General features: G+C 72.5%; 21 protein-coding genes. 19 read left to right on the top strand and 2 right to left on the bottom strand.

All coding sequences use genetic code 11. From position 1 onward, the window contains the following. Positions 1 to 66 precede the first annotated feature (66 nt). The 8 genes from eccD to ABD999_RS19300 all read left to right on the top strand — a co-directional run bounded on the left by eccD (position 67) and on the right by ABD999_RS19300 (position 6,467). Positions 67 to 1,539 (top strand): type VII secretion integral membrane protein EccD, encoded by a 1,473-nt coding sequence (eccD, locus tag ABD999_RS19335; RefSeq protein WP_148036987.1) that lies wholly within the window; start codon positions 67 to 69, stop codon positions 1,537 to 1,539. Between the two features lie 22 nt (positions 1,540 to 1,561). Continuing rightward, the gene (locus ABD999_RS19330) at positions 1,562 to 2,005 is read left to right on the top strand and encodes a YbaB/EbfC family DNA-binding protein (protein WP_148036988.1); all 444 of its coding nucleotides are present in this window, start codon (positions 1,562 to 1,564) and stop codon (positions 2,003 to 2,005) included. A 219-nt stretch (positions 2,006 to 2,224) separates the two neighbouring features. Further along, positions 2,225 to 2,572, top strand: coding sequence for a WXG100 family type VII secretion target (locus ABD999_RS19325; protein WP_148036989.1), 348 nt, complete (start codon positions 2,225 to 2,227; stop codon positions 2,570 to 2,572). A gap of 17 nt (positions 2,573 to 2,589) precedes the next feature. After that, a complete protein-coding gene (locus ABD999_RS19320) occupies positions 2,590 to 2,895 on the top strand; it encodes a WXG100 family type VII secretion target (RefSeq protein ID WP_148036990.1) in 306 nt (101 codons plus the stop codon). A 79-nt stretch (positions 2,896 to 2,974) separates the two neighbouring features. Next, positions 2,975 to 3,367, top strand: a complete 393-nt coding sequence (locus ABD999_RS19315; RefSeq protein WP_148036991.1) for a hypothetical protein — start codon at positions 2,975 to 2,977, stop codon at positions 3,365 to 3,367. 7 nt (positions 3,368 to 3,374) lie between these two features. Further along, positions 3,375 to 4,691, top strand: coding sequence for a WXG100-like domain-containing protein (locus ABD999_RS19310; RefSeq protein WP_271278996.1), 1,317 nt, complete (start codon positions 3,375 to 3,377; stop codon positions 4,689 to 4,691). Between the two features lie 4 nt (positions 4,692 to 4,695). Beyond that, the gene (locus ABD999_RS19305) at positions 4,696 to 5,718 is read left to right on the top strand and encodes a pentapeptide repeat-containing protein (RefSeq protein ID WP_271278995.1); all 1,023 of its coding nucleotides are present in this window, start codon (positions 4,696 to 4,698) and stop codon (positions 5,716 to 5,718) included. Next, positions 5,715 to 6,467 (top strand): WXG100 family type VII secretion target, encoded by a 753-nt coding sequence (locus ABD999_RS19300; RefSeq protein ID WP_271278994.1) that lies wholly within the window; start codon positions 5,715 to 5,717, stop codon positions 6,465 to 6,467. The genes ABD999_RS19305 and ABD999_RS19300 overlap by 4 nt, the downstream gene beginning before the upstream one ends. 15 nt (positions 6,468 to 6,482) lie before the next feature. Here ABD999_RS19300 and eccB read toward each other — a convergent pair whose 3' ends face one another. Beyond that, entirely contained in the window at positions 6,483 to 7,901 is a 1,419-nt protein-coding gene (gene eccB / locus ABD999_RS19295; RefSeq protein WP_271278993.1) for a type VII secretion protein EccB, read from the bottom strand. 98 nt (positions 7,902 to 7,999) lie between these two features. Between eccB and ABD999_RS19290 the strand changes: the two genes are divergently transcribed. Beyond that, on the top strand, positions 8,000 to 8,383 hold the full coding sequence (locus ABD999_RS19290; RefSeq protein ID WP_148036996.1) for a hypothetical protein: 384 nt from the start codon (positions 8,000 to 8,002) through the stop codon (positions 8,381 to 8,383). 5 nt (positions 8,384 to 8,388) lie between these two features. After that, positions 8,389 to 9,720, top strand: a complete 1,332-nt coding sequence (locus ABD999_RS19285; protein ID WP_271278992.1) for a WXG100 family type VII secretion target — start codon at positions 8,389 to 8,391, stop codon at positions 9,718 to 9,720. A 4-nt stretch (positions 9,721 to 9,724) separates the two neighbouring features. Here ABD999_RS19285 and ABD999_RS19280 read toward each other — a convergent pair whose 3' ends face one another. After that, complete coding sequence (locus tag ABD999_RS19280) at positions 9,725 to 14,431, bottom strand: FtsK/SpoIIIE domain-containing protein (protein WP_345482816.1); 4,707 nt, start codon at positions 14,429 to 14,431, stop codon at positions 9,725 to 9,727. Between the two features lie 1,189 nt (positions 14,432 to 15,620). Between ABD999_RS19280 and ABD999_RS19275 the strand changes: the two genes are divergently transcribed. Genes ABD999_RS19275 through ABD999_RS19235 form a run of 9 tightly spaced genes read left to right on the top strand, consistent with a single transcriptional unit; the run spans position 15,621 to position 21,500 of the window. After that, a complete protein-coding gene (locus tag ABD999_RS19275; RefSeq protein WP_219543632.1) occupies positions 15,621 to 16,283 on the top strand; it encodes a CpaB family protein in 663 nt (220 codons plus the stop codon). 1 nt (position 16,284) lies between these two features. After that, entirely contained in the window at positions 16,285 to 16,998 is a 714-nt protein-coding gene (locus ABD999_RS19270; protein WP_271280033.1) for a CpaE/TadZ family protein, read from the top strand. Continuing rightward, the gene (locus ABD999_RS19265) at positions 16,995 to 18,290 is read left to right on the top strand and encodes a TadA family conjugal transfer-associated ATPase (protein WP_148036999.1); all 1,296 of its coding nucleotides are present in this window, start codon (positions 16,995 to 16,997) and stop codon (positions 18,288 to 18,290) included. The genes ABD999_RS19270 and ABD999_RS19265 overlap by 4 nt, the downstream gene beginning before the upstream one ends. 2 nt (positions 18,291 to 18,292) lie before the next feature. Further along, entirely contained in the window at positions 18,293 to 19,135 is an 843-nt protein-coding gene (locus ABD999_RS19260) for a type II secretion system F family protein (protein WP_148037000.1), read from the top strand. After that, positions 19,128 to 20,048 (top strand): type II secretion system F family protein, encoded by a 921-nt coding sequence (locus ABD999_RS19255; RefSeq protein ID WP_148037001.1) that lies wholly within the window; start codon positions 19,128 to 19,130, stop codon positions 20,046 to 20,048. The genes ABD999_RS19260 and ABD999_RS19255 overlap by 8 nt, the downstream gene beginning before the upstream one ends. Continuing rightward, positions 20,049 to 20,285: a hypothetical protein gene (locus tag ABD999_RS19250; RefSeq protein WP_148037002.1), complete on the top strand. Its 237-nt coding sequence runs from the start codon at positions 20,049 to 20,051 to the stop codon at positions 20,283 to 20,285. Continuing rightward, the gene (locus tag ABD999_RS19245) at positions 20,282 to 20,704 is read left to right on the top strand and encodes a TadE/TadG family type IV pilus assembly protein (RefSeq protein WP_219543630.1); all 423 of its coding nucleotides are present in this window, start codon (positions 20,282 to 20,284) and stop codon (positions 20,702 to 20,704) included. Before ABD999_RS19250 ends, ABD999_RS19245 begins: the two co-directional genes overlap by 4 nt. Then, positions 20,701 to 21,093, top strand: a complete 393-nt coding sequence (locus ABD999_RS19240; protein ID WP_271280032.1) for a TadE family protein — start codon at positions 20,701 to 20,703, stop codon at positions 21,091 to 21,093. The genes ABD999_RS19245 and ABD999_RS19240 overlap by 4 nt, the downstream gene beginning before the upstream one ends. Next, entirely contained in the window at positions 21,090 to 21,500 is a 411-nt protein-coding gene (locus ABD999_RS19235; RefSeq protein ID WP_271280031.1) for a pilus assembly protein TadG-related protein, read from the top strand. The genes ABD999_RS19240 and ABD999_RS19235 overlap by 4 nt, the downstream gene beginning before the upstream one ends. Positions 21,501 to 21,573: the final 73 nt, after the last annotated feature.

Below are 21,573 nucleotides of genomic sequence, written 5' to 3'. Positions count from 1 at the left end.
ATCGTTCAGGGACCTCTGCCCGGCCCGCCGGCTTCGATCCCAGGGCCACCACCTGGACAGCCGCCGATGCACGGGCCACCACCCGGTGCGCGGGGGCCCGCCGGATACGCCGGGCCGCCGGGGCCGCCGCGCGGGCCGATCCAGCAGGGCGCCCTGTCGCAGGTTCCGGTGCCGCTGCCGGCCCAGTGCCACGTGACGATCGTCGGCCCCCGGCGCAAGGCGGACCTGGCCCTGCCCGCCGACATCCCGCTGCCGAACGTGCTGCCCAGCCTGCTGCGCGCGCTGGGCGAGGTGAACGGCGACTCCGCCGCCGCGCCCGGCTGGACGCTGCAGCGGCTCGGCGGCCAGCCGTTCGACCTGGGGCAGAGCCTCGGCTCGCTGGGCGTGCTCGACGGCGAGATCCTCTATCTCAGGCCGCGTGAGGCGATCCTGCCGCCGGCCCTGTTCGACGACGTGGCGGACGTGGTCGCCACCGGCGTGCGCGAGGGCCGCGGCGCCTGGTCGGCCACGCAGACCAGGGTCATGGGCGCGAGCGGCGCGACGGCCCTGCTCGTGCTGGGCGCGGTCGGCCTGGCGCTGTCCGGCATGCCGGCGCTGACCGTCACCATCGTGGCCGGGCTGCTGGCGCTGCTGCTGATCGTCACCGGCACGCTGCTGTCCAGGGCGGTCGGCGACTCGATGGCCGGGGCGCTGATCGGGCACTCGGCGCTGCCGTACGGGTTCGTCGCCGGCCTGTTCGCGCCGGGGACCTCGGCCGGGTTCGGCGCGCCGCACCTGCTGGCGGCGCTGGCCTGCCTGGCCCTGGTGGCCGCCGTGGGCGGCGCGCTGATCTCCGACGGCGTGCCCGGCTTCCTCGGCACGGCCGGGGTGGCCACGGTGGGCGGGATCTGCTCGGCGGTCGTGATGGTGTGGTCGCCGCCGCCGGCCGGGGTGGCGGCGGTGGCCATCGCGCTGCTGCTGGCGCTCAGCCCGCTGGTGCCCACGCTGTCGTTCCGGCTGGCCAAGGTGCCGCTGCCGGCCATGCCGACCACCGCGGAGGAGCTCCGCAACGACAACCAGCGCCTGGACGCGCCGGCCATCCAGGAGCGCACGCGGATCGCGCAGGGCTACGCCACCGGCATGGTCGCCGCGATCGCGCTCTCGGCGTTGATCGCCCTGGCGTTGCTGGTGCTCGCCGACGGCTGGGTGGCGGACGTCATGACGGTGTCGCTGTCGCTCACGCTCATCATGCGGGCCCGGGTGTTCCGCGGGCTCGGCCAGCGCGTCTGGCTGATCAGCACGGGCCTGGCGGGCCTGGCCATGCTGGCGATGTCGATGGTCGGCCAGGGCGAGATCGTCGGCTCGGTGGCCGTGGCCACCGGGATCCTGTGGCTGGCGCTGATGACGGTGGGCATCGGGTTGTGGCTGGCGACGGGCAGGCCGTCGCCGTTCTGGGGGCGCGCGGCCGACATCCTCGACGTGGCGCTGATCGTCCAGCTCTTCCCGCTCGCGCTGGGGGTCCTGGAGGTCTACACGTGGGTGCGCGGACTGTCCGGCTGATCTCGTACGGGAGGTTGAAGGCATGCAGGAGTTCGGCGACTTCGCCAACATCGACATCGAGAAGCTGCTCAAGGGCATGGACGACCAGATCGCCCGCCTGGAGAAGTTCCAGCGCGGCGCCGGCGACTGCGTGGGCCGGGCCGAGGACGAGGACGGCCTGGTCACGGTGGAGTACGACCAGACCGGCCTGCGCGAGCTGAACCTGCACCCCAAGGCCATGCGGCTGGCGTCGGGCGAGCTGGCCGACCTGATCAAGGTCGTGCTGGCCGAGGCCGTGGCCGACTTCCAGGTGAAGTTCACCGAGATGGCCGGCGAGGCGTTCGGCGAGCGGGGCAACCCCATGAAGCTCGCCACCGACCCGAGCTCGGCGCTGAACGACATCAAGAATGCGGAGGCGGCCTACGACCGGGCGTTCACCGACGTCATGGGCGAACTCGACCGCATCCGCCGCCGGCTGGAGATCTGACCCCGATCACCACAGCCGCACGTCCTCCTGGTCAGAAAGCCGCGGTTCCGCCACCAGGGCGTTCACTCGAACGTCGCTACAGCGCGACCAATCCGTAATCTGATATTTCTGGGAATCCTGGGGTTGATGTTGACTAACATGGCATTTGATGTTGTTCATGGGGGTCAGTTGCATGCTGCGCCCACGTGACGGACAACGCCATGTCGACTTGGAGGTCCAGTGGCTCTGTACGGGGCAAGTCCGACTCAGCTGACCAACGCGGCGGGTTACTGCCAGGACACCGCGCAGTACATCGAGGGCATGCGCCAGCGCGTGCAGCAGATCAAGGCCGACCTGACCAGCCAGGGCTGGCAGGGTGGCGCCGCGCAGCGGTTCGGCGCGGCGCTGGACCAGTGGGACGGGGAGTTCAAGGGCGTCATCAAGATCCTTGAGGACATCTACGACCGGCTCAACATCGGTGCCGGCGTCTACCGCAACGCGGCCGACCAGAACATGGACATCGCGGGCGGTTTCGTCGGCGACGGCGGCGCCGGTCGCATCGACTCCCTCATCAACGCCAACCGCTGAGCAGGACGGACAACGCCATGACCATGCCTGACGACTACACCTTTGTCCGGTTCGGCTCCATGGAGCAGGCCTACGAGGAGCTCAAGAAGGTCATCACCGAGCTCGACAGGGCCACCGACGACCTCTACGCCGACATCCAGCGGGAGCTCGGGGCGAGCTGGCAGGGTGACGCCGAAACCTACTTCGAGACCAAGCGCCAGCAGTGGAACCAGCACGAGAAGGCCATGGGCGAGCAGCTGTTCAAGGCCGCCGAGGCCGTCAACGTCGCCAAGGGCAACTACCAGTCCGCCGAGCAGCGCAACATCAGCATCTGGATGGACTAGCCCGGCTCGTACCCCCTCTCGGTCATCGTCGCGGAGCGGTGGCCGGGAGGACTGCTGCTAGCGGAAAGGAATGACGGGTATGGCCCTGCCGGACGAACGCGGTGCCGAGCTGCCGGTCGACCCCAACCTGTTCGACGCGAGGGAGAACTCGCCGGCCAGCATGCGGGTCATCGCCCAGGAGCTGCGGGCCAGCCTCGAAGCCATGCTGGGCAACGGCGAGCGGCCGAACGGCAACGTCAACCAGATCGCGACCGGCGACCGTCCGGCGGACGAGGAGATCCCGCTGACCACCTCCCAGATCGGTCAGTGGAACGACGCCTCGGCCCTCGCCGCGACCGTGGGCTCGCAGAACGCGGGCCAGAAGTTCGCCGAGGTCTACCAGAAGTTCATCGACGCGTACCGGGACGTGGTCGAAGCGGTGGAGGCCAGCGCCGCGAACCACGACGGCGCGCGCCAGGCCAACGAGGGATGATCGCCTGGTGAGCAAGCAGGAAATCGTCACCATCACGTCCTACGCCAGCGCGCCTTTCGGCGATCGGCCCTGCTCCACCAGCCAGGAGATCAACTCCTGGCTGAACAGCACCGATCCGGCCTACGTCCGGGGCGCCGGTCAGACGTACACCTTCGCGTCGAGCAAGGTCGAGCAGGCGATCAGCTCCCTGGAGGAGCACGCCGGCCGGATCGCCCAGATCTGGAAGGGCCCGGACGCCTCCAAGGCCCGCCAGGCGCTACAGCTCCTGCACGCCTCCGGCCAGGAGCTGTCGACCAAGATGCAGCAGATGGGCACCGCGCTGCAGTCGTACGCGGGCCACCTGGAGACCGCCAGGGAGGAGGCCAAGCGCGCGCCGACGGACGCGGAGATCGACGGCAACCATCTGCAGGGGACCGGCGCCGAGAAGCCCGACATCGAGCAGGCCGCCAAGAACATGATCGCGCAGGACGCGATCCACAAGCTGAACACGGAGATCGTCACGATCTTCGACAGCGAAGTCCCCGACTACATCATGTACGAGCTCCCGACGGTCAGCCTCCCCGGCACGGGCGGCGGGTACGAGAACCCCGGCTACCCGACCGGCTCCGGCACGCGGGGGCCCACCTTCGGCTCGACGGCGTACGACAGCTCCGGCGGCTGGGCAGGAGCCCCGGGCGGGACGAACCCGGGCGGCACCAACCCGGGCGGCACCAACCCCGGCGGGACGAACCCCGGCGGCTCCGACCCCGGAGGCACCAACCCGGACGGCTCCACCCCCGGCGGGACGGACCCGAACGACCCCGGCAACCCGAACAACCCGGACCCCGGCTCCCCTGACCCCGGCGCCCCGGGGAACCAGGACCCGAGCCGGAACCCCGGCTCCGGCACCGGCGACGGCACCGCGCCGTCGGTCATCGGCAACGAGGACCGTACGACCACCGACGGCGGGACCCGCACGGACCCGCGCCAGACCGACCTCGCGACCGTCACGCCGCAGACCCTGACGTTCACGCCCACCACGCTCGCGCCCGTGACCACCACGGTGGCCCCGCCCTCGGTCCTCACTCCCGTGGGCTCGACCCCGGGCGTCCCCTCGGTGATCGGCTCCCCGGGCATGCTCGGCGGCCAGTCCGCGCTGGGCGCCGCCGGGCGCGGAATCGGCGGGCCGATGGGCGGCATGCCGCTCATGCCGTTCATGGGCGGCGCGGGGGGCGCGGGCGGCGGCGGTGGTGACTACGGCGACGTCGAGCGCACCACGTACCTCTCCGAGGATCCCAACTCCTGGACGACCGGCCATGACACGACGGAACCCGTGATCGGATGAGCTGATGGGCAACACCTGGCCTACCTTCCCCACGCCCGGCTCCGACGGCCCGCCGTCGTCCGGGGTCTCCTTCACGAAGGGGGAGCTCGACCGCGCCGGGGGGCAGATCGGCGGCCATGTCACCTATCTCGAGACCCTCGGGGGCAGGACCGGCGACCTGAGCGTGCCCTGGCCCCACTTCGGCGTGCTCGGCATGGGCGTGCACGGCGCGCACGAATCGGCCATCGAGTCCCAGCGCGAGGCGCTGCAGCGGGCCAGGGAGGCGCTGGCGAGCTGGGAGCCCGCGCTCAGGGCGGCCGACGACAACTACAAGGAAGCCGACGACAACAGCGGCGGTCCCGACCTCCCCGGCGGCCCCGGCCCGGTCTCCGCCCCCAAGATGCCGGGACTCGACGGCCCTCAGCCCGAGATCCCGGGCGCCGACGTGCCCGGCCTCGACGTTCCCGGCGCCGACCTCCCCGGCACCGATCTTCCCGGTACGGACCTGCCGGGGACGGACCTGCCGGGCACCGATCTCCCGGGGACCGACCTGCCGGGAACCCAGGACCCGTCGGCTGGCCTGCCGGGCACGGATCTGCCGGGAACCGGCCTGCCGAACACCGGCCTGCCCAACACCGACCAGGTGGACACGCGTGTCCCCGACCTCGACTCGGCCCTGAACAACCCCAACAAGACCGACCTGTCGTCCTACCAGCCCACGACGCCGAACGTGCCGTCCCTCGACCCCAACGCGACCGGCCTGGGCACCCGTACGGGGAACCAGCTCGGCGGCGTGCCCGGCACCGGCACCGGCATGGGCGCGGGCTCCGGCGGGGGCGGGCTCGCCCCGGGCGCCGCGGCCGGGCTGCGCGGCGGAGCGGGCGCCCCGGGCATGCCGATGATGCCCATGATGCCGATGGGCGGCGGGGGCGCGGGCAGCGGGGAGGAACGCGACCGCGACAAGACCGTCGGGCTGTCCGAGGACGAGGGCGTCTGGGGCGGCGACGAGGACATCGCGCCTCAGGTGATCGGCCAGGAGGAGCTGTGAACGGGAAGGACGCCTTCAGCGCCGCCGCCATGATGTCCCTGACGGCGGCGGTCATGATCGCCCAACCGTGGGCCTTCTACGTCGCGGCCGCCTTCGGCACGCTGGTCTCCAACCCCGAAGGCATGGACGACTCCGCCACGAACTGGCGCTCCACGGACCAGAACGGGGTGACCACCGAGCTCGACAACCTGGTGACGGAGCTGGAGGCGCTGAAGACGCAGCTGAAGGAGGAGGGCAAGTGGGAGGGGGGCGCCTTCCAGTCGTTCTCGGGCGTCCACGGCAGCTTCGTCGAGTCGATCGGGCAGCTCAAGAACATCCGCGACGAGACCGGTAACGCCGTCTCCTCGACCGCCGACTTCATGAAGATCGTCTCCTACATCGTGCTCGCCATCGCCGGCGTCATGCTCGCCTGGGGCATCTTCTGCTTCGCGACCCGATGGCATCCGGTCTCCGCCGTGACCGTGTACGGGATGAGCGCCGCTCTGGGTAAGGCCATCCTCGCCGCGACCAAGAAGATCGTGGCGAGCAACTGGAAGAAGACGGCGGTCCTGGCCGGGATCATGTTCCTGGCGGTCCAGTACACCCAGATGACCGGCCAGATGTTCCCCACCGTCGACCCCATCCCGTCGGAGATGTCGGTCCTCAACACCGGCGACCCGACGAGCATGCGGCAGCCGTTCACCAACGACGGCCTGGTCTACGACGAGGACACCGGTCAGCTCCGCCCGGACACCAACCTGCAGGTCTAGCCGTCACTGGCTGGCCTACTGGATGGGCTGCACGTCCTGCACCGGCGTGCGGGCCGCCGCCTCGTCCAGGGCGGGGCCGTCCGGGATCAGCCGCAGCAGGTGGGCGGGCACCGGCGCGACGTCCGCGGCCTCGTACCCGAGCTTGCCCACCGTGTCCGCCGAGGTGAGCTGGAACCGCTTGCCCTGGTCGGTGACGAGCCAGTACTGCTGCACCGACGACAGCTGCCCCTCGCCCGGCAGGGTCCCCGCCAGCACGGCGCTGCCCGGCGGCAGCAGCACCTGGTCGACCTTGTCCGCGCCGGCGCTCGTCCCCGGGGTCGGGAGGCCCATCCGGCTGCCCGTGGTCAGCACCGCCTTGGTCGAGCCCTTCACGGTGTCCTCGTACACCGCGCAGAGCGGGGCCGACATGCCGGGCGAGCGGAAGCTCGGCATGGTGGCCGGGAGCCCGCTGTCCAGCAGGCGGCGCGCGGACGCCTTGGCCGCGTTGGCGGTCGCCGCGTCGATCACCGTCTCGCGGACCGGGAGCCTGCCGTAGGCGGGCTTGCTGGCCGGGTCCAGGAGCAGGAGCATGGCCTGCGTGTGGTCGATCGGCGCGAGGCCGTCGGCGAGCAGCACGTACCACCGCTCGGCCGCGCCCGCCACCGACTCCACCTTGTACACCCGTCCCACCCGGGACGCCCTGCCGTCAGGCCCGCGGACCTTGTCGCCGCGCTGGGCGATCTTCGGCGCGGCGAAGTCCACCCCCGCCGGGATGGCGTTGATCCACGAGGCCGGCACGCGGCGCGGCGTCTGGTCGGTGAGCCGGGCCACGTTCGCCACCCGCATGCGGTGGTTGGCCCAGAGCACCCAGTTCTGCTGCCCGTCGCTGACGACCAGCGCCTCGTCGCCCACCGGCGTCCCGCCGAGGTCGGTGCCGGCCACGAGCGTCACGAACGGCTTGCGCGTCCCGGCCGCGTCGGTCCCCTCCGCGACGCACGCCGACCACGGGGCCTTGACCAGCCGCTCCTTGTCCGGCAGCGAGTCCGGCGCCCCCTGGATGCCGACCTTCTGCCCGCGGGCGAAACCGGCCAGGGACTCGGCCGAGACCGTCCTGACCTTGATCTCGTCATTGCCGAGCAGCAGCCGCGCGGACACGTAGTTGGCCACCGGCTGCAGCTTGCGGCTCTGCTGGTTGTAGACGTAGGAGGCGCCGGTCTCCTCCTCGATCAGCAGCTGCCCTGCGTCGGTCAGCTTGGTGGCGTTCCCCGGGCTGAGCAGCCCCCAGATCCCGAACGCGGCCACGACCAGGATCGCGATCAGGATCCCTCCGAACGTCGCCACGGTCTGCCGGCGCATCGGCGACTCGGGCAGATCGGGCTCCCCCTGCATCAGCGCCAGACCCAGGCGCAGTGTCATGAGGCGATGCGCTTGATAGAGATCCTTCTGGGTCTGCATAGCGCCATATGTTACGCAAGTTGACTCTGTGTCTTCTGTACGGAAAAGGAACTGTTCGAGTAAGGTGCATGATCGAGTGCCCTAAGGGGGGAGGTCTCGTGGGAGCAGCAAAACCGCCCGAGGACTGGCCGGGCCTGGTCGCCGAACGGGACGGCGTCGGGTACGACGCCACGAAGATCACGAACGTCGCCGAGGCGTTGCGAGAGATCATGAAGCCGATCAACGGTGGCGGCTACGGCGAGCACCAGGGCTCGATCCAGGACCTCAGCATCAACGGCTCGCTCTCCGACGTGCGCACCCAGTTGCGCAGCATCGACCGCAACCAGGGCACCGAGTCGTTCGCCACGACGCTGGAGACGGCACACCGGGAGTTCCTCGACGTCTACGAGGACGTCCTGGAGAACTTCTCCACCGCGATCGCGCTGGTGGAAGCCGGAGCCGGCACCTACAGAGTGACGGACATCGTCAACCAGGGGGTGTGAGGGGCATGGGTGGGACCAAGCACGAGATCCACCTGATCAAGCCCTCCTGCGGCAGCTGGGCCGTCGAGACCGGAGGCCGCAGCGTCGAGCAGGTCGTGACCTTCATCAAGGGCTTCAACCTCACGAGCATCACGCAGGCGGCGAGTTCGTACGAGGACGCCAAGACGGCGGTCGAGACGGCCAGGGAGGCCATCAAGACCCAGGCCATCAAGCTCGCCGAGGTGTGGGAGGGCGAGGCGTCGGTCGAGGCGCAGACGGCCCTCGGCATCCTCTACGTGACGATGGGCGAGCTGGCCACCAAGCTCGGCGCGATGCACACGCCCGTCGACAACCTCGCCAGCGTGGTCCGCGAGCACCAGGCGTTCATGGAGGACCACAGCAAGGGCATCCTGAACACCTGGACGAACAGGGGAGGAACCGGCGCCACCTGGGACGACAGCATCCCCGACATCTACAGTGCCTACGCGGGCTACTACGGCGGCGACGGCAAGGTCCTGAACGAGGCCAAGACCGACTTCGGCTCCCCGGACGAACTGGCCGGACTCCACCTGCAGACGTTCACCAACGACCTCGTCGTCGTCCACCAGGCCATCCCGGACACCGTGGACAAGAGCCTGCGCGACATCAAGCCTCCCGGCATGCCGCAGGACGATCCCACGCAGGTCGACTACCCCACGGGCCTGCCCACCGGCAACCCCTCGCCGTACTCGAACACCGGCCTGGGCCTGAACGGCGGCACCGACGGCACGGGCAACCCCGGCGGCCCCTCCTTCGCCGATTACGACCCGAGCACCGGCCTCCCGAACCCGAACGGCGTGGACCCGAACGGCACGAACCCCAACGGCTATGACCCGAACGGCAACTATCCCCCCGGAACCAGCGTCCCGGGAGGCACCGTCCCCGTCGGCTCCACCACCGGCCCGAACAACGGCACGCAGCCGTCGGTCGACACGGCCGGCCTGAACCGGAACCCGTCCGGCACCGACGGCACCACCAGCCTGGCGGACTACAACCCGACCACGTCCGGCTACTCCCCGACGGGCGCCACGCCCACGACGGCGACCACCCCCGGATACACCACGCCCACCACGTCGGCCACGCCCGTCACCTACGGCGGCACCGGCATCGGCACCGGCGGAGCCCTCGGCCCCGGCCAGGGCACCAGCCTCGGCACCCGCTCCGGCACCGGCGCCGGGATGCCCTTCCTCCCGATGGGCGGCATGGGCGGAGGGGGCGGCGGCGGCGACTCCCGGGACCGGGAGTCCACCACGTGGCTGCACGAGGACGACGACGTGTGGGGCGACGACACCGGCTCGGTGAACAGCAGGATCGGCTGACCCCTCAGGCGTCGCCCGGCAGAGCCGCCTGGACAGGCGTGATGGTGCCGGTCGTCACGAGGAACCCCCGACCGGGCGGCCCGCCCACCGTGCCGCGGGGCAGCCGGATGGTGAAGAGGTCGCCGTCGGCCTGGCCCTGCACCGCCAGCAGCAGCCCCGTACGGGACTTCCTGGTCTCGGCCGCGAACCCGCGGTAGGCGACCGCCAGATCCCCGGTCGTGCCGGCGATGAGCAGGCCGTGGTCACCGTCCCTCCCGGACCGGAGCACCTCCTCCAGGGCGGTGCCCAGCGGGGAGTCGGGGTTGACCAGCTCGGCGTCGTCCACCAGCACGACGTAGTGACGCTGGTCGGCGACCACCTCGGCGAGGTTGTCCGCGTTCCCGTCGAGCACCGCCAGCGCCCCGTCCAGCTCCCGCAGCGGGCTGCGCCGCGGTGCCACGGCGACGACAGGGGTGCCGCGCGCGATCAGGGACCGCGCCGCCGTCATGAGCGCCGACGAACGGCCGGAACGGGCCGGGCCCGCGATCACCGCGCCCGGGCCGTGCGCCAGCAGGTCGAGCCCCAGCGGCGCGAGCGCGTCGCCGCCCGCCCCGACCAGCGCCCACAGCGGCGACGGCGGGCTGAACGACGGATCGAGCTCCAGGGCCTCCGCCGCGGTGATGCGCATCGGCAGCGCGTCCACACGCAGCGGCCCCTGCCCTGCGAAGCCGCCGCCTGCGGCACGGGACTGCCCGGCCCCGGCGCCTGCGGAACCGCCATGTGCGGCACGGGGCTGGCCGCCCGCCGGCATCCGGTCGCCGACGGTACGGGCGAGCGCCTGCAACGCCGCCACCTGCGCAGGACCGGCCGGATCGGGGGAGAGCAGGGCGATGTGGTGCTCGACGATGCCGTGGTCGCCGAGGGACAACGCCCGGCCCGGCGGTATCGACGCGGGCAGGCCCTTGATCGGGAAACCGGCCAGCCCGTAGTCGGAGGGGTCGGACAGGCGCAGGAGCAGCCGGTCGTCGAACACCGTCGACACCTGGCCCAGCAGCCCTGACCGGTCACTGGTGATCACCGCCCTGAACCCCACGGCCGGTCCCTCACGCAGGAGCTGGAGCAGCGCCTCGATCAGGCGGCCGTAGTCGTAGCCCTCGAACGCGGCCACGAAGCCCTCCCAGCGGTCGAGCATGAACACCATCCAGGGGAGCCGGTGGCCCGCCTGCCGGTACTCGGCCAGGGAGGCGTGCCCGGCCTCGGCGAGGAGCTGCTGGCGGCGGCCGATCTCGGCCCTGAGCCTGGCGAGCAGGCGCTCGACCCGGTCGAGCTGGTCACGGGTCACCACCGCCCCGCAGTGCGGCATCGCGACCAGCGGCAGCAGCGCCCCCGACCCGCAGTCGATCGCGTGCACGTGCGCGTCGGCGGGGGACACGTGCGCCGCGATGGACCCGGCGATCGTCCGCAACGCCGTCGACCTGCCGCTCCGCGCGGCGCCCGCGATCAGCAGATGCCCGCCGTGCGCCAGGTCCAGCGCCAGCGGCTGCCGATCCTGCGCCCACGGCCGATCGGTGATCCCGAACGCCACCGGCGCCACCTCGGCGACCACCCCGCCCCCCTTCACCCGGCCAGGACTGAACTCCCGGAACGGAACCCCCGAAGCCTGCAACGGAACCCCCCGCCCACCGCCCGAGGAAGCCGCCACCTCCCGGTCACCGGCACCGCGACCCCGAGCGGCGTCCCTGTCGCCCGCACCGGGACCGCGAGCGTCCCCGCTCCCCGCGAGGTGGGGGGCCGCCGTCTGGCGGCCACCCGGACTCTGGGCACCCCCTCCTTCCGTGAGGGAGACCGGTCCCGCACTTCCGGACGCTCCAGGGCCGCGAGCGGTGTCGGCTCCGCTCCTCGGGCCGAGGGCCGCAGTGCCGTCACCCGTACCGAGGTCACGAGCGCTGTCTGTCGGCAGGGGAAGGACGAACTGGCTGGGGAGAGGTTCGAGCCACGGGCTGGGCTGGGGTGGGACGCCCGCCAGGCGGGCCGCCTCGATCAGGGCGTCGGCCAGCAGCGTGAGGTCGGTGACGGTCGATTCCTCCTCGGGTTCCGGAGGCCGGGGCAGCGGCCGCCCCACCATGCGCCAGCCGACGTCGATCACGCGGACGGCGGCGGACTGCCTGTCGTGGGGGCCCGTGACCGACGCGGGGGCACGGCCGCCGACCCGGGCCGTCTGCACGGCGCTCGCCGCCCCCATCCCCGAACGCACGTAGCAGCGGCCCGGCGTGGTCTTCGAGATGTGCGCCGCGTCGGGCAGGTCGATCACGTCGGAGGACTCGGCCGGCTCGGTCACCCGCAGCGCGATCCGGAGCGAGGTGTTGGCCTGGATGTCGGCCGTGACCACGCCCGCCGGCCGCTGGGTGGCGAGGATCAGGTGGATGCCCAGCGACCGGCCACGACGGGCGATGTCGACCAGGCCGGTGACGAAGTCCGGCAGCTCGGCCACCAGCGCGGCGAACTCGTCGATGATGAGCACGAGGCGGGGCAGGGGCTCGGAGCCCGCGTAGTCCTCGATGTCCTTGGCGCCGGAGGTGAACAGGAGACGCTCGCGCCGACGGAGCTCGGCGGCGAGCGAGTCGAGGGCGCGCTGCGTCAGATGGCCGTCGAGGTCGCTCACCATGCCGACCGTGTGCGGCAGGCGGGTGCACTCCTTGAAGGCGGCGCCGCCCTTGTAGTCGATCAGCACGAACGTGAGCTGGTCGGGCCGGTTGGCGGCGGCCAGCGCGCAGATGAGCGTCTGCAGCAGCTCCGACTTGCCCGCGCCGGTGGTGCCGGCGATCAGCGCGTGCGGCCCGTCCAGCCGCAGGTCGACCGCGAACGGGCCCTCGGAGTCCATGCCGATCACCACCTCGGTGGAGCCCCGGCCGCGCCATCGGGCGGCCAGCTCGCGGCCCGTGGCGGAGCGCAGGCCCAGCAGGTCGAGCAGGCGCACCGCGTCGGGGAGGTTGCCCTCGGTGTCCTGCCTGCTCACGTCGCGGATCGGGGCGAGCGACCTGGCCAGGCGGTCGCACCAGGACGCCGACACCAGGTCGGTCAGCACCGGCCCGATGACGTCGAGGCCGCCGCCGCGCAGCACCACCCGGCCGTCGGAACCGCAGGCCGCGACCGTGGCGCACTCCTCGGGCAGCAGCCGCTGGTCCTCGTCGACGGCCACCGTGTAGACGCCCGCCCGGGGCCCTTGCCGCAGCACCTGGGGCATGCCCGGCAGGCCACGCAGCGCCTGGGCGCCGTCGACCACGACCAGCACGTCGTACGGGCGGGTGTCGAACGCGGCGAACGCCGGAGGCTCCGGCCCGCCCAGGTCGTCCCAGCCCGTCGGGACCTTGCCGAGCTCGGGGATCGAGGTGTTCTGGCGTTCGTCGATGAGGGCGGCCAGCTCGCCCACCCGCTTGGCCGCCGACTCCGGATCGGCGCCGATCAGCGCGACGCACTCCTCGCCGCCGCGCGGGGCGCAGTGGGGCAACCAGCGCGCCCAGCTCCAGCGGCGCTCGCCGTCGGGGTGCGCGGAGAGGATCACGATGGCCAGGTCGCGCGGGCTGTGCAGGGTCGCGGCCTGGCCGACCAGCCATCCGGCCAGGCCGGTGGCGGCGTCGCGCGGGCCGGTGACGCCGGCGACCCCGAGCCTGCGCATCGGCAGGCAGACCGGCACCGCGCGGCAGACCGGCGGGTCGATCGGGCCGCCCTGCTCCTCGCTCAGCTCCAGGTTCGCGGGCAGGTCGGCGAGCCCGATCCGCAGCCTGAGCGCGTCCTCGTCGTGGATCCTGCGCTCCCACAGCCGCCTGCGCGGGCCGATGGCGGTCAGCAGCACCTGGGCCGGGTCGGGCGAGTCGGACCGTCGCCGCCGCTCGTCGTCCGCCCTGGCCGCCTCCACCTCCTCGTCGTGGGCGGCCAGCATCGCGCGGTACTCCTTCATGGCCTTCCTGTGCTGCTTCTTGCCGTGGCGGCGGTCGCTCCACCACTGGCCGACCATGATGACCGGCGTCATCAGCGCGAACAGCAGGAAGTACCACTGGTCGAGCACGTACGCGAGCGTGACCCCGATCACGGCGGGCAGGAACGCGGCGAGCAACTGCAGCCGCATGCCCTCCGCGCGGGTGGGCTCCTTGGGCTTCTTGAACGTGCGGCGGCCCTCGGGACGGCGCAGCCTGGGCGGGCGGTTGTAGGCGACGCCGCCCTCCAGCCGGGGCGTCAGGTGGGCGTCGCGCGGCTCGATGGCGGTCAGCGTGAACAGCGACGAGCCGCAGGCCAGCAGCGTGTCCTCCGGCCACTCGACGGCCTCGCCGAGCGGCAGGGAGCCCAGCTCGGGCGCCGGCCGCCTCGCCTCGGCGGCGAACTCGGCGGCCTCACGCTCCGCCACCCGGGCCGACAGCTCGGCGACCTCGTCGGCCCAGCGGCCCTTGAGCTTGAGCCGCGCCTGTTCGGGAGCCGCGCGCAGGGCTCGCTCCACCGTGATGGCGTCGGGCGTCACCCGGACGGTCACCGCCTCGGGGGCGAGCTCGGGATCGGCCACGGCGATGGCGCACAACGGGTCGGCGCCGATGACGTGAGCGCCCAGGCCGAGCCGGTGCACCGCCCCGGCGGCCGGCCCGCCGACCACGCGCACCTCGGCGACCCCCGCGGGCTCCTCGACGATCGTCGTACGGGCCAGCCGCGCATCGAGCGTGACCTTGTCGCCGTCCCGCAGCACGGCCCGCGCCGGAGCCCGAGGATCAAGAGGCCGCCCATTGCGCCACAACACCAAGGGCCCCGAAGGGACAGCCCCCGCACCGGAAACATCCGCCGGACGCGAGCTCTCGCCCGGTCCATAGGGAAAGTCCGGCGGAAACGCGGCACCATCCGGCGAACGCGAGCCCGTGTCCGGCCAGTAGGGCAGGCCCGTCGAGGACGCGGCCCCGTCCGGCGCGTGGGGACGCTCCGGCGAACGCGAGGCCCTGTCCGGTCCGTACGGGAAGCCCGGCGGGGGCGTGGCATCGTCCGGCCGTCGGGGGAAGCCCGGCGGGGACGCACTGTCCGGCCGTTGGGGGTTCGGCGGGGGTGCGCCGCCTGAACCGTTGCGGGAGCCGGAGTAGGGAGGGGAGGTGCCGGGGCGGCGGTGCCCGGGAGGACGGCCGGGACTGCCGGAGGCCGCTCCGGGAGCTCTCCCGTACGGGTCCCCAGGAGACCTGCCGGGTGGGTCCGCAGAAGACCTGCCGGGATCGCCCGGGAACGGGGTCCCAGTGCCGGAATGTCCGGGGAAGGGGTTTCCGGGGAAGTGGCCCGGGGCGCCTGGGGGCCAGTCGGGGGTGGGTGGGCGGTGGTGGTCGTCGTGGGCGGGACGTCGCTGCCCGGGGACCTGGCCCAGTGGATCGTCGGCGGGCGACATGCCGTAGGGGGCGCGGGCTCGGGGCAGGCGGACGACGGGGGCGAGCGGCCCCCGGTCGCCGAGGGCTTCGCTCACCGTGGCCACGGTGGCGTCGTCGTCGCCGTCGATCACGACGTCACGGTCGCCCTGCTCGCCGAGCACGGTGAGCATGATCCGCATGGGCCGTCTCCTCGGTCGGATTCGGGCGCCAAGGTAACGCCCGGAGCGAGGCTAGACCCCCGGGTTGACGGCAATGGCATGGATTCCCGCCCCTGTGGACAACCGCCGCCGACGCCAGAGCACGTTGTAGGGATAAAACACAAAAAATCCCGCAATAAAGCACCGATCAATATCTTCGCGTCCCATAGCCAGATCAATCACAGCCGTCAACCCGGTAGAAACAATAGGCATTGATTATGACTGGTTGACACACCTACTCCTGCGAAACCAGCATGGTTCCTCGCATTCACCCCCCGCTTCCCCAACCCAATGCACATAATGGCGGACATTCGACAATTCACCCGTGGGAGCCCGATTGAGGACCAGTGAAAAGCCCGCCGCCACCACGGCCGGTTTGTCAGGCCCGGCCTCGCGCAAGCTTCCCGTGCCGCCGCGCGAGCGCAAGCCCGCCCTGGCCGCCCTCGCCGTGCTCCTCATCCTGGGCGGCGCGCTGGCCACCACTCTCCTCGTGCTGCGCAGCGGCGACCGCGTCTCCGCGATCCGCGTCACCCAGCAGATCGGCGCCGGCCAGCAGTTCACCGCCGACGCGCTGGAAGAGGTCCAGGTCGCCGAGACCGGCGTCGACTTCGTCAGCTGGTCGCAGCGCGAGCAGGTGCTCGACAGCTTCGCGGCCGTCACGATCCTGCCCGGCACGCTCCTGACGAACGCGATGGGCGTCAAGGAGAGCGCCGAGCTGGGCCCCGGCAAGGCCGTGGTGGGCCTGGCGCTCAAGCCCGGCCAGATGCCCACGGGCCTGCGCGAGGGCGACCGCGTCCAGGTGGTGTACGTGCCCGCCCGCGGCTCGGCCGACGAGAGCCGCGTCCTCGTACAGAACGCCCTGGTCCACAGCGTCGGCGACCGCGGCCGCACCGGCGCGGGGCAGATCACCGTGATCGTCGACACCCAGGTGTCGCCGGTGGTGCTCCGCTTCGCCTCCAGCGGCGAGGTCGCCGTGGCCGAGCTGCCGGGAGAGCGTTGAGGTGGCCCTGATCGTGCTGGCCGCCGACAAGGGCGCGCCCGGGGTGACGACCGCCGCCACGGCGCTGGCCGCGGTGTGGCCGCGCCCGGTGCTGCTGGCCGAGTGCGACCCGGCGGGCGGCGACCTGGCCTACCGGCTGCCGGCCGTCGACGGCGGCGTGCTCAACCCGGGCAAGGGCCTGCTCACGCTGGGCGCGACGGCCCGGCGCGGCCTGGATCCCGCGCAGATCCCCGCACACACGCAGAAGGTGATCGGAGGGCTGGACGTGCTGGTCGGTCTCACCCACGGCGAGCAGGCCGCCGGGCTCACCTGGCTGTGGGGCCCGCTGGGCCGGGCGCTGGCCGGCATCCCCGAGGCCGACGTGATCGCCGACTGCGGCCGGCTGGGCGCCCACCCGCAGCTCGGCGACCTGATGGCCGAGGCCGACCAGGTGGTGCTGCTCGCCCGCGCCACCCTCGACCACGTCGCCCACCTGCGCGAGCGCCTGTCGATCAGCAAGGCCCACGGCGTCGTGGTGATCGCCGACCCGCGCAGCTACCGCGCCTCGATCGAGGAGGTGCGCCGCATCGTCGGCCCGCACGTCGGCTTCGTGCACGGCCTGGCCCACGACCCGAAGGGCGCCGAGCTGCTGCGCGGCCAGTGGGGCGGCAGGCTCGACCGCTCGCTGCTCATCCGCACCGCACGCGACCTCGCCGGACGGCTGGTGACCCGATGATCGACCACGCCCTCGTCAAGCGGTTCCGCCAGGAGGTCGGCGACCGGCTGGCCCACCAGCGCAGGCTCGACCAGGCCAACGGCATGCCCCCGATGACCGGGGAGGACGAGCGCCAGTTCGCCCGCGCGCTGATCTCCCAGGTGCTGGAGGAGCACGCGCGCGGTGAGATCGGCCTCGGCCGCACCCCGCCCACCGTCGAGGAGGAGGAGGCGCTCGCGGCCGGCATCCACGCCGCGCTGTTCGGCGTGGGCCGCCTGCAGCCGCTGCTCGACGACCCCGAGGTGGAGAACATCGACATCAACGGCTGCGACCGCGTGTTCGTCAGCTACGCCGACGGCCAGGAGCTGATGCACGACCCGGTGGCCGAGTCCGACGAGGAGCTGACCGAGCTCATCCAGATCCTCGCGGCCTATTCGGGGCTGTCGAGCCGGCCGTTCGACACCGCCAACCCGCAACTCGACCTGCGCCTGCCCGACGGGTCCCGGTTGAGCGCGGTGATGGACGTGACGGTACGGCCCGCGGTGTCGATCAGGCGTGCCCGGCTCGGCAAAGTCTTTCTTTCCGACTTAGTCGGAAATAACACAATAAGCCCGGAGATCGGGCGTTTCTTGACGGCCGCCGTCGCCGCCAGGAAAAACATCATGATCGCCGGCTCCACCAATGCCGGAAAGACCACCCTGCTGCGCGCGCTGGCCAACGAGATCCCGGCGGGCGAGCGCCTCATCACCGTCGAGCGCGCCCTGGAGCTCGGCCTCGACCAGTTCGCCGAGCTCCACCCGAACGTGGTCGCCTTCGAGCAGCGCCTGCCCAACTCCGAGGGCCAGGGCGAGATCACCATGGCCGAGCTCGTCCGCAGGTCCCTGCGGATGAACCCGAGCCGGGTCATCGTCGGCGAGGTCCTCGGCGACGAGATCGTCACCATGCTCAACGCGATGACCCAGGGCAACGACGGCAGCCTGTCGACCATCCACGCGAACTCCAGCATGGAGGTCTTCAACCGCATCGCCACCTACGCCCTCCAGGCGAGCGAGCGGCTGCCGATCGACGCCACCCACATGCTCATCGCCGGGGCGATCGACTTCGTGGTCTTCATCGAGAAGCGCAACGACTACCACCGCGGCGGCACCCTGCGCCGCTACGTGTCCAGCATCCGCGAGGTCAACGGCTGCGACGGCCGCGTGCTGTCCAGCGAGATCTTCGTCCCCGGCCCCGACGGCGCCGGGCTGCCGCACGCGCCGGTCTCCTGCCTGGAGGAGCTCATGGCGCACGGCTACCACCCGGGAGGCTGGTGACCATGCCGGGGCTCGACCCGCTCGCCCTGCTGACCGGCGCCGCCGCCGGGGGAGGCCTGTTCCTGCTCATCGTCTCCCTGTACGGGATGCGCCCCCGGCCCGCGCAGCCCAAGCGCCACCTCGTACAGAAGCTGACCACCCGCACGGCCGTGGCCGCGATCGCCGCCCTCGTGGTCCTGGTGGTCACCGGCTGGCCCGTGGTGGCCGTCGGCACGGTCCTGCTGGTGTTCGCCTGGCGCGGCCTGTCCGGCGGCGCCGCCGAGGAGCGGGCCGCCATGCGCCGCCTGGAGGCGCTGGCAGCCTGGACCGAGTCGCTGCGCGACACCATCGCCGGCGCTGCGGGGCTGGAGCAGGCCATCCCGGCCTCCATCAGGGCCGCCGCGCCCTCGCTCCGCCCTCATCTGCGCGCGCTGATCGACCGCCTGCACACCAGGATGGCGCTGCCCGAAGCGCTCAGCCGGTTCGCCGACGACCTCGACGACCCGTCCGCCGACCTGGTCGTCGCCGCGCTCGTGCTCAACTCCAAGCTGCGCGGCCCCGGCCTGCGCGACGTGCTCGGCGCGCTCGCCGTGTCGGCCCGCGAGGAGCTCGACATGCGCCGCCGGGTCGAGGCCGAACGCCGCGCCACCCGCCGCAGCGTGCAGATCGTGGTGGGCACCGCGCTCGCCTTCGCGGCCCTGCTCGTCGTCTTCAACCCCTCGTACGTGAACGAGTACGACAACGCCCTCGGCCAGGCCGTGCTCGTGGTGGTCGCCGGCCTGTTCGGCGCCGGGTTCGCCTGGATGCGGCGGCTGGCCAGGTTCGACAAACCCAGCCGGCTGCTGATGGGAGGCGACCATGGTTGAGGGCGTGCTGGCCGGCGGCCTGGCGGGCCTCGGCCTCTTCCTGCTCGTACGGGCCATCTTCCCGGCCCGGCCTGGGCTGGTGGCGCGGCTGCTGGCGCTGGACGCGGTCCGCGAGAGCACCGACGCCCCGCGCATCAGCCTGCTGCTCCCCGAGGAGTCGGTCGGCGCGTTCCGCCGCGGGCTCGGCGCGCGGCTGGCGGCGCTGTACGCGGCGCGCGGCTGGGAGGCCCGGTCGGTCAGGGCGGACCTGGCGCTGGTGGGCCGCTCGTTCGAGGGCTTCCTGGCGACCAAGGCGCTGCTGGCGGCCAGCGGGCTGCTGGCGTTCCCGCTGCTGTTCGGCTGGCTGCTGCTCATGGGGTGGGGCGCGTCGCCCGCCGTCCCGTTCTGGGTGGCGGTGCTGGCGGCGGCCGTCTTCTTCTTCCTGCCCGACCTGCAGGTCCGCAAGGAGGCCGCGGCGCGGCGGCGCGACTTCCGCCACGTCGTCGGCGCGTTCCTCGACCTGGTGTCGATGAACCTCGCCGGCGGCCGCGGCGTGCCCGAGGCGCTCATGATGGCGGTCTCCGTCAGCGGCGACCAGCCCAACTGGGCCATGGCCCGCATCCGCGACGCGCTCAGCGGCGCCAGGATCGTCGGCATCACCCCCTGGCAGGCGCTCGGCCAGCTCGGCGAGGAGATCAACATCGACGAGCTGCGCGACCTGTCGGCGGCGCTCGGCCTGGTCGCCGACGACGGCGCCAAGGTGCGCTCCTCCCTGACGGCGCGGGCGGCCACGCTGCGCCGCCGCGAGCTGGCGGAGATCGAGGGCCGGGCCGGCGAGCGCTCCCAGTCGATGCTGGTCGCCCAGCTCCTGCTCTGCGCCGGCTTCGTGATCTTTCTCAGTTTCCCGGCCGCTATGAAGATGTTGGGGTCATAAATGAACCATCCGTGGATCGTCTACACCGTCGCGCTGCTGCACGTGCGGATCCACCGCGCCCGCACCGCCCCGAGCCGCGGCGCCTCCGCCGTGGAGTGGGTCATCATCACGGCCATCGTCGCCGGGGTCGCGCTCGGCCTCGCCACGCTGATCAGGTCACTCGTCGAGAGCAAGCAGGCCGAGATCGAGGGCTCCTTCGGCGGGGGCGGCGGCGGCGGTGGCGGTGGCGACGAGTGAGCCGGCGGCGCGACGGCGGCGCGAGCGTGATCGAGCTCGCCCTGCTGATGCCCGTCGTGCTCGCCGTGGTGCTGCTGATCGTGCAGGTGGCGCTCTGGTTCCACGGCCGCCAGGTCGCCGAGGCGGCCGCGCGGGAGGGCGCCCGTGTGGCGCGCGCCGCCCCCGCCGACTCGGACGGCTGGGAGGAGCAGGCCAGGGCCCAGGCCAGGGACGTGGTCGCGGCCATCGGCCCGCGGTTGCTGTCCGGTGCCGAGATCACCACCGCCGAACGCGAGCCCGACGAGCGCCACGTCACCGTGACCGGCAGCGCCGTCCAGGTCATCCCGCTGCTGCCGGAGCTGGCCTTCACGATCACCGCCACCGCCGGCGGGCCTGTCGAGTGCTTCCGGCCCGACGACGGTGGAGAGGACTGCGGTTGAGCACCGGGGACCACGGCTCGATGGCGGTCGAGACCGTGCTGCTGGCCCCGATCTTCGTGCTGTTCCTGCTGTTCCTGGCCGGGGCCGGGCGGTTGGTCGAGGCCCAGGGCGAGGTGAACGGCGCGGCCAGGGACGCCGCCAGGGCCGCCTCCGTCCAGCGGACGCTCGACGAGGCCCGCTCGGCGGCCGAGGAGATCGCCACCGCCGCGCTCGAAGGGCAGTGCGCGGGCCCCGCCGTCTCGCTCGACGGCTCCCGCTGGGAGGAGGGCGGCGAGGTGCGCGCCGAGGTCACCTGCGAGCTGGACCTGGGCTTCCTCGGGTTCGGCGCGGCCAAGACCATGACCGGCACCGCGGTGGTGCCGCTGGAGCAGTTCAGGAGGGTCGATTGAGGCGGCGCGAGCGCGGGTCGATGTCGGTGTTCACCGTGCTCTTCTCCGTGGTGGTGTTCCTGCTGGCCGGGCTGCTCGTGGACGGCGGGGCGGCGATCAACGCCCGGCTGCGCGCCGCCGACATCGCCGAGCAGGCGGCCAGGGCCGCCGCCGACCAGGTCGACGTCGACCAGTTGCGGGAGGGCGGCCAGGTCCGATTGCTCGGCGAGGCCGAGGTGTGCGCCAGGGCCGGCGAGGTGCTCGACGCGCACGGCGACGACGGCATCGCGCTGGCGAGCTGCACCGTCGACGGCGACCAGGCCGTGGTCGCCGTCCGGGTGCCCTGGACGGCCTTCTTCCTGGGCGCCGTCGGCTTTCCTGGCTCCGAGATGGAGGCCGAGGCCGCCGCGGCTCCTGAGGCGCGGTGAGCCAGACCGATTCGGGCCGGTCGGTGGAGAAGAAACCGGCGAGTCGGGACGCTGGACGTGAAAGGGGAGTGAC

Origin of the sequence: Nonomuraea ferruginea (genome assembly GCF_039540635.1) — a bacterium.
GTDB classification, from domain to species: Bacteria; Actinomycetota; Actinomycetes; order Streptosporangiales; family Streptosporangiaceae; genus Nonomuraea; species Nonomuraea ferruginea.
Note: the sequence above shows the minus strand (reverse complement) of the source record. Positions and strands in the feature narration are given on the sequence as shown.

Coding starts and splice junctions, on each gene's coding strand:
- eccD (WP_148036987.1), top strand. CDS start 67: ATGCACGGGCCACCACCCGGTGCGCGGGGGCCCGCCGGATACGCCGGG.
- ABD999_RS19330 (WP_148036988.1), top strand. CDS start 1,562: ATGCAGGAGTTCGGCGACTTCGCCAACATCGACATCGAGAAGCTGCTC.
- ABD999_RS19320 (WP_148036990.1), top strand. CDS start 2,590: ATGACCATGCCTGACGACTACACCTTTGTCCGGTTCGGCTCCATGGAG.
- ABD999_RS19315 (WP_148036991.1), top strand. CDS start 2,975: ATGGCCCTGCCGGACGAACGCGGTGCCGAGCTGCCGGTCGACCCCAAC.
- ABD999_RS19305 (WP_271278995.1), top strand. CDS start 4,696: ATGGGCAACACCTGGCCTACCTTCCCCACGCCCGGCTCCGACGGCCCG.
- eccB (WP_271278993.1), bottom strand. CDS start 7,901: ATGCAGACCCAGAAGGATCTCTATCAAGCGCATCGCCTCATGACACTG.
- ABD999_RS19285 (WP_271278992.1), top strand. CDS start 8,389: ATGGGTGGGACCAAGCACGAGATCCACCTGATCAAGCCCTCCTGCGGC.
- ABD999_RS19265 (WP_148036999.1), top strand. CDS start 16,995: ATGATCGACCACGCCCTCGTCAAGCGGTTCCGCCAGGAGGTCGGCGAC.
- ABD999_RS19260 (WP_148037000.1), top strand. CDS start 18,293: ATGCCGGGGCTCGACCCGCTCGCCCTGCTGACCGGCGCCGCCGCCGGG.
- ABD999_RS19255 (WP_148037001.1), top strand. CDS start 19,128: ATGGTTGAGGGCGTGCTGGCCGGCGGCCTGGCGGGCCTCGGCCTCTTC.
- ABD999_RS19250 (WP_148037002.1), top strand. CDS start 20,049: ATGAACCATCCGTGGATCGTCTACACCGTCGCGCTGCTGCACGTGCGG.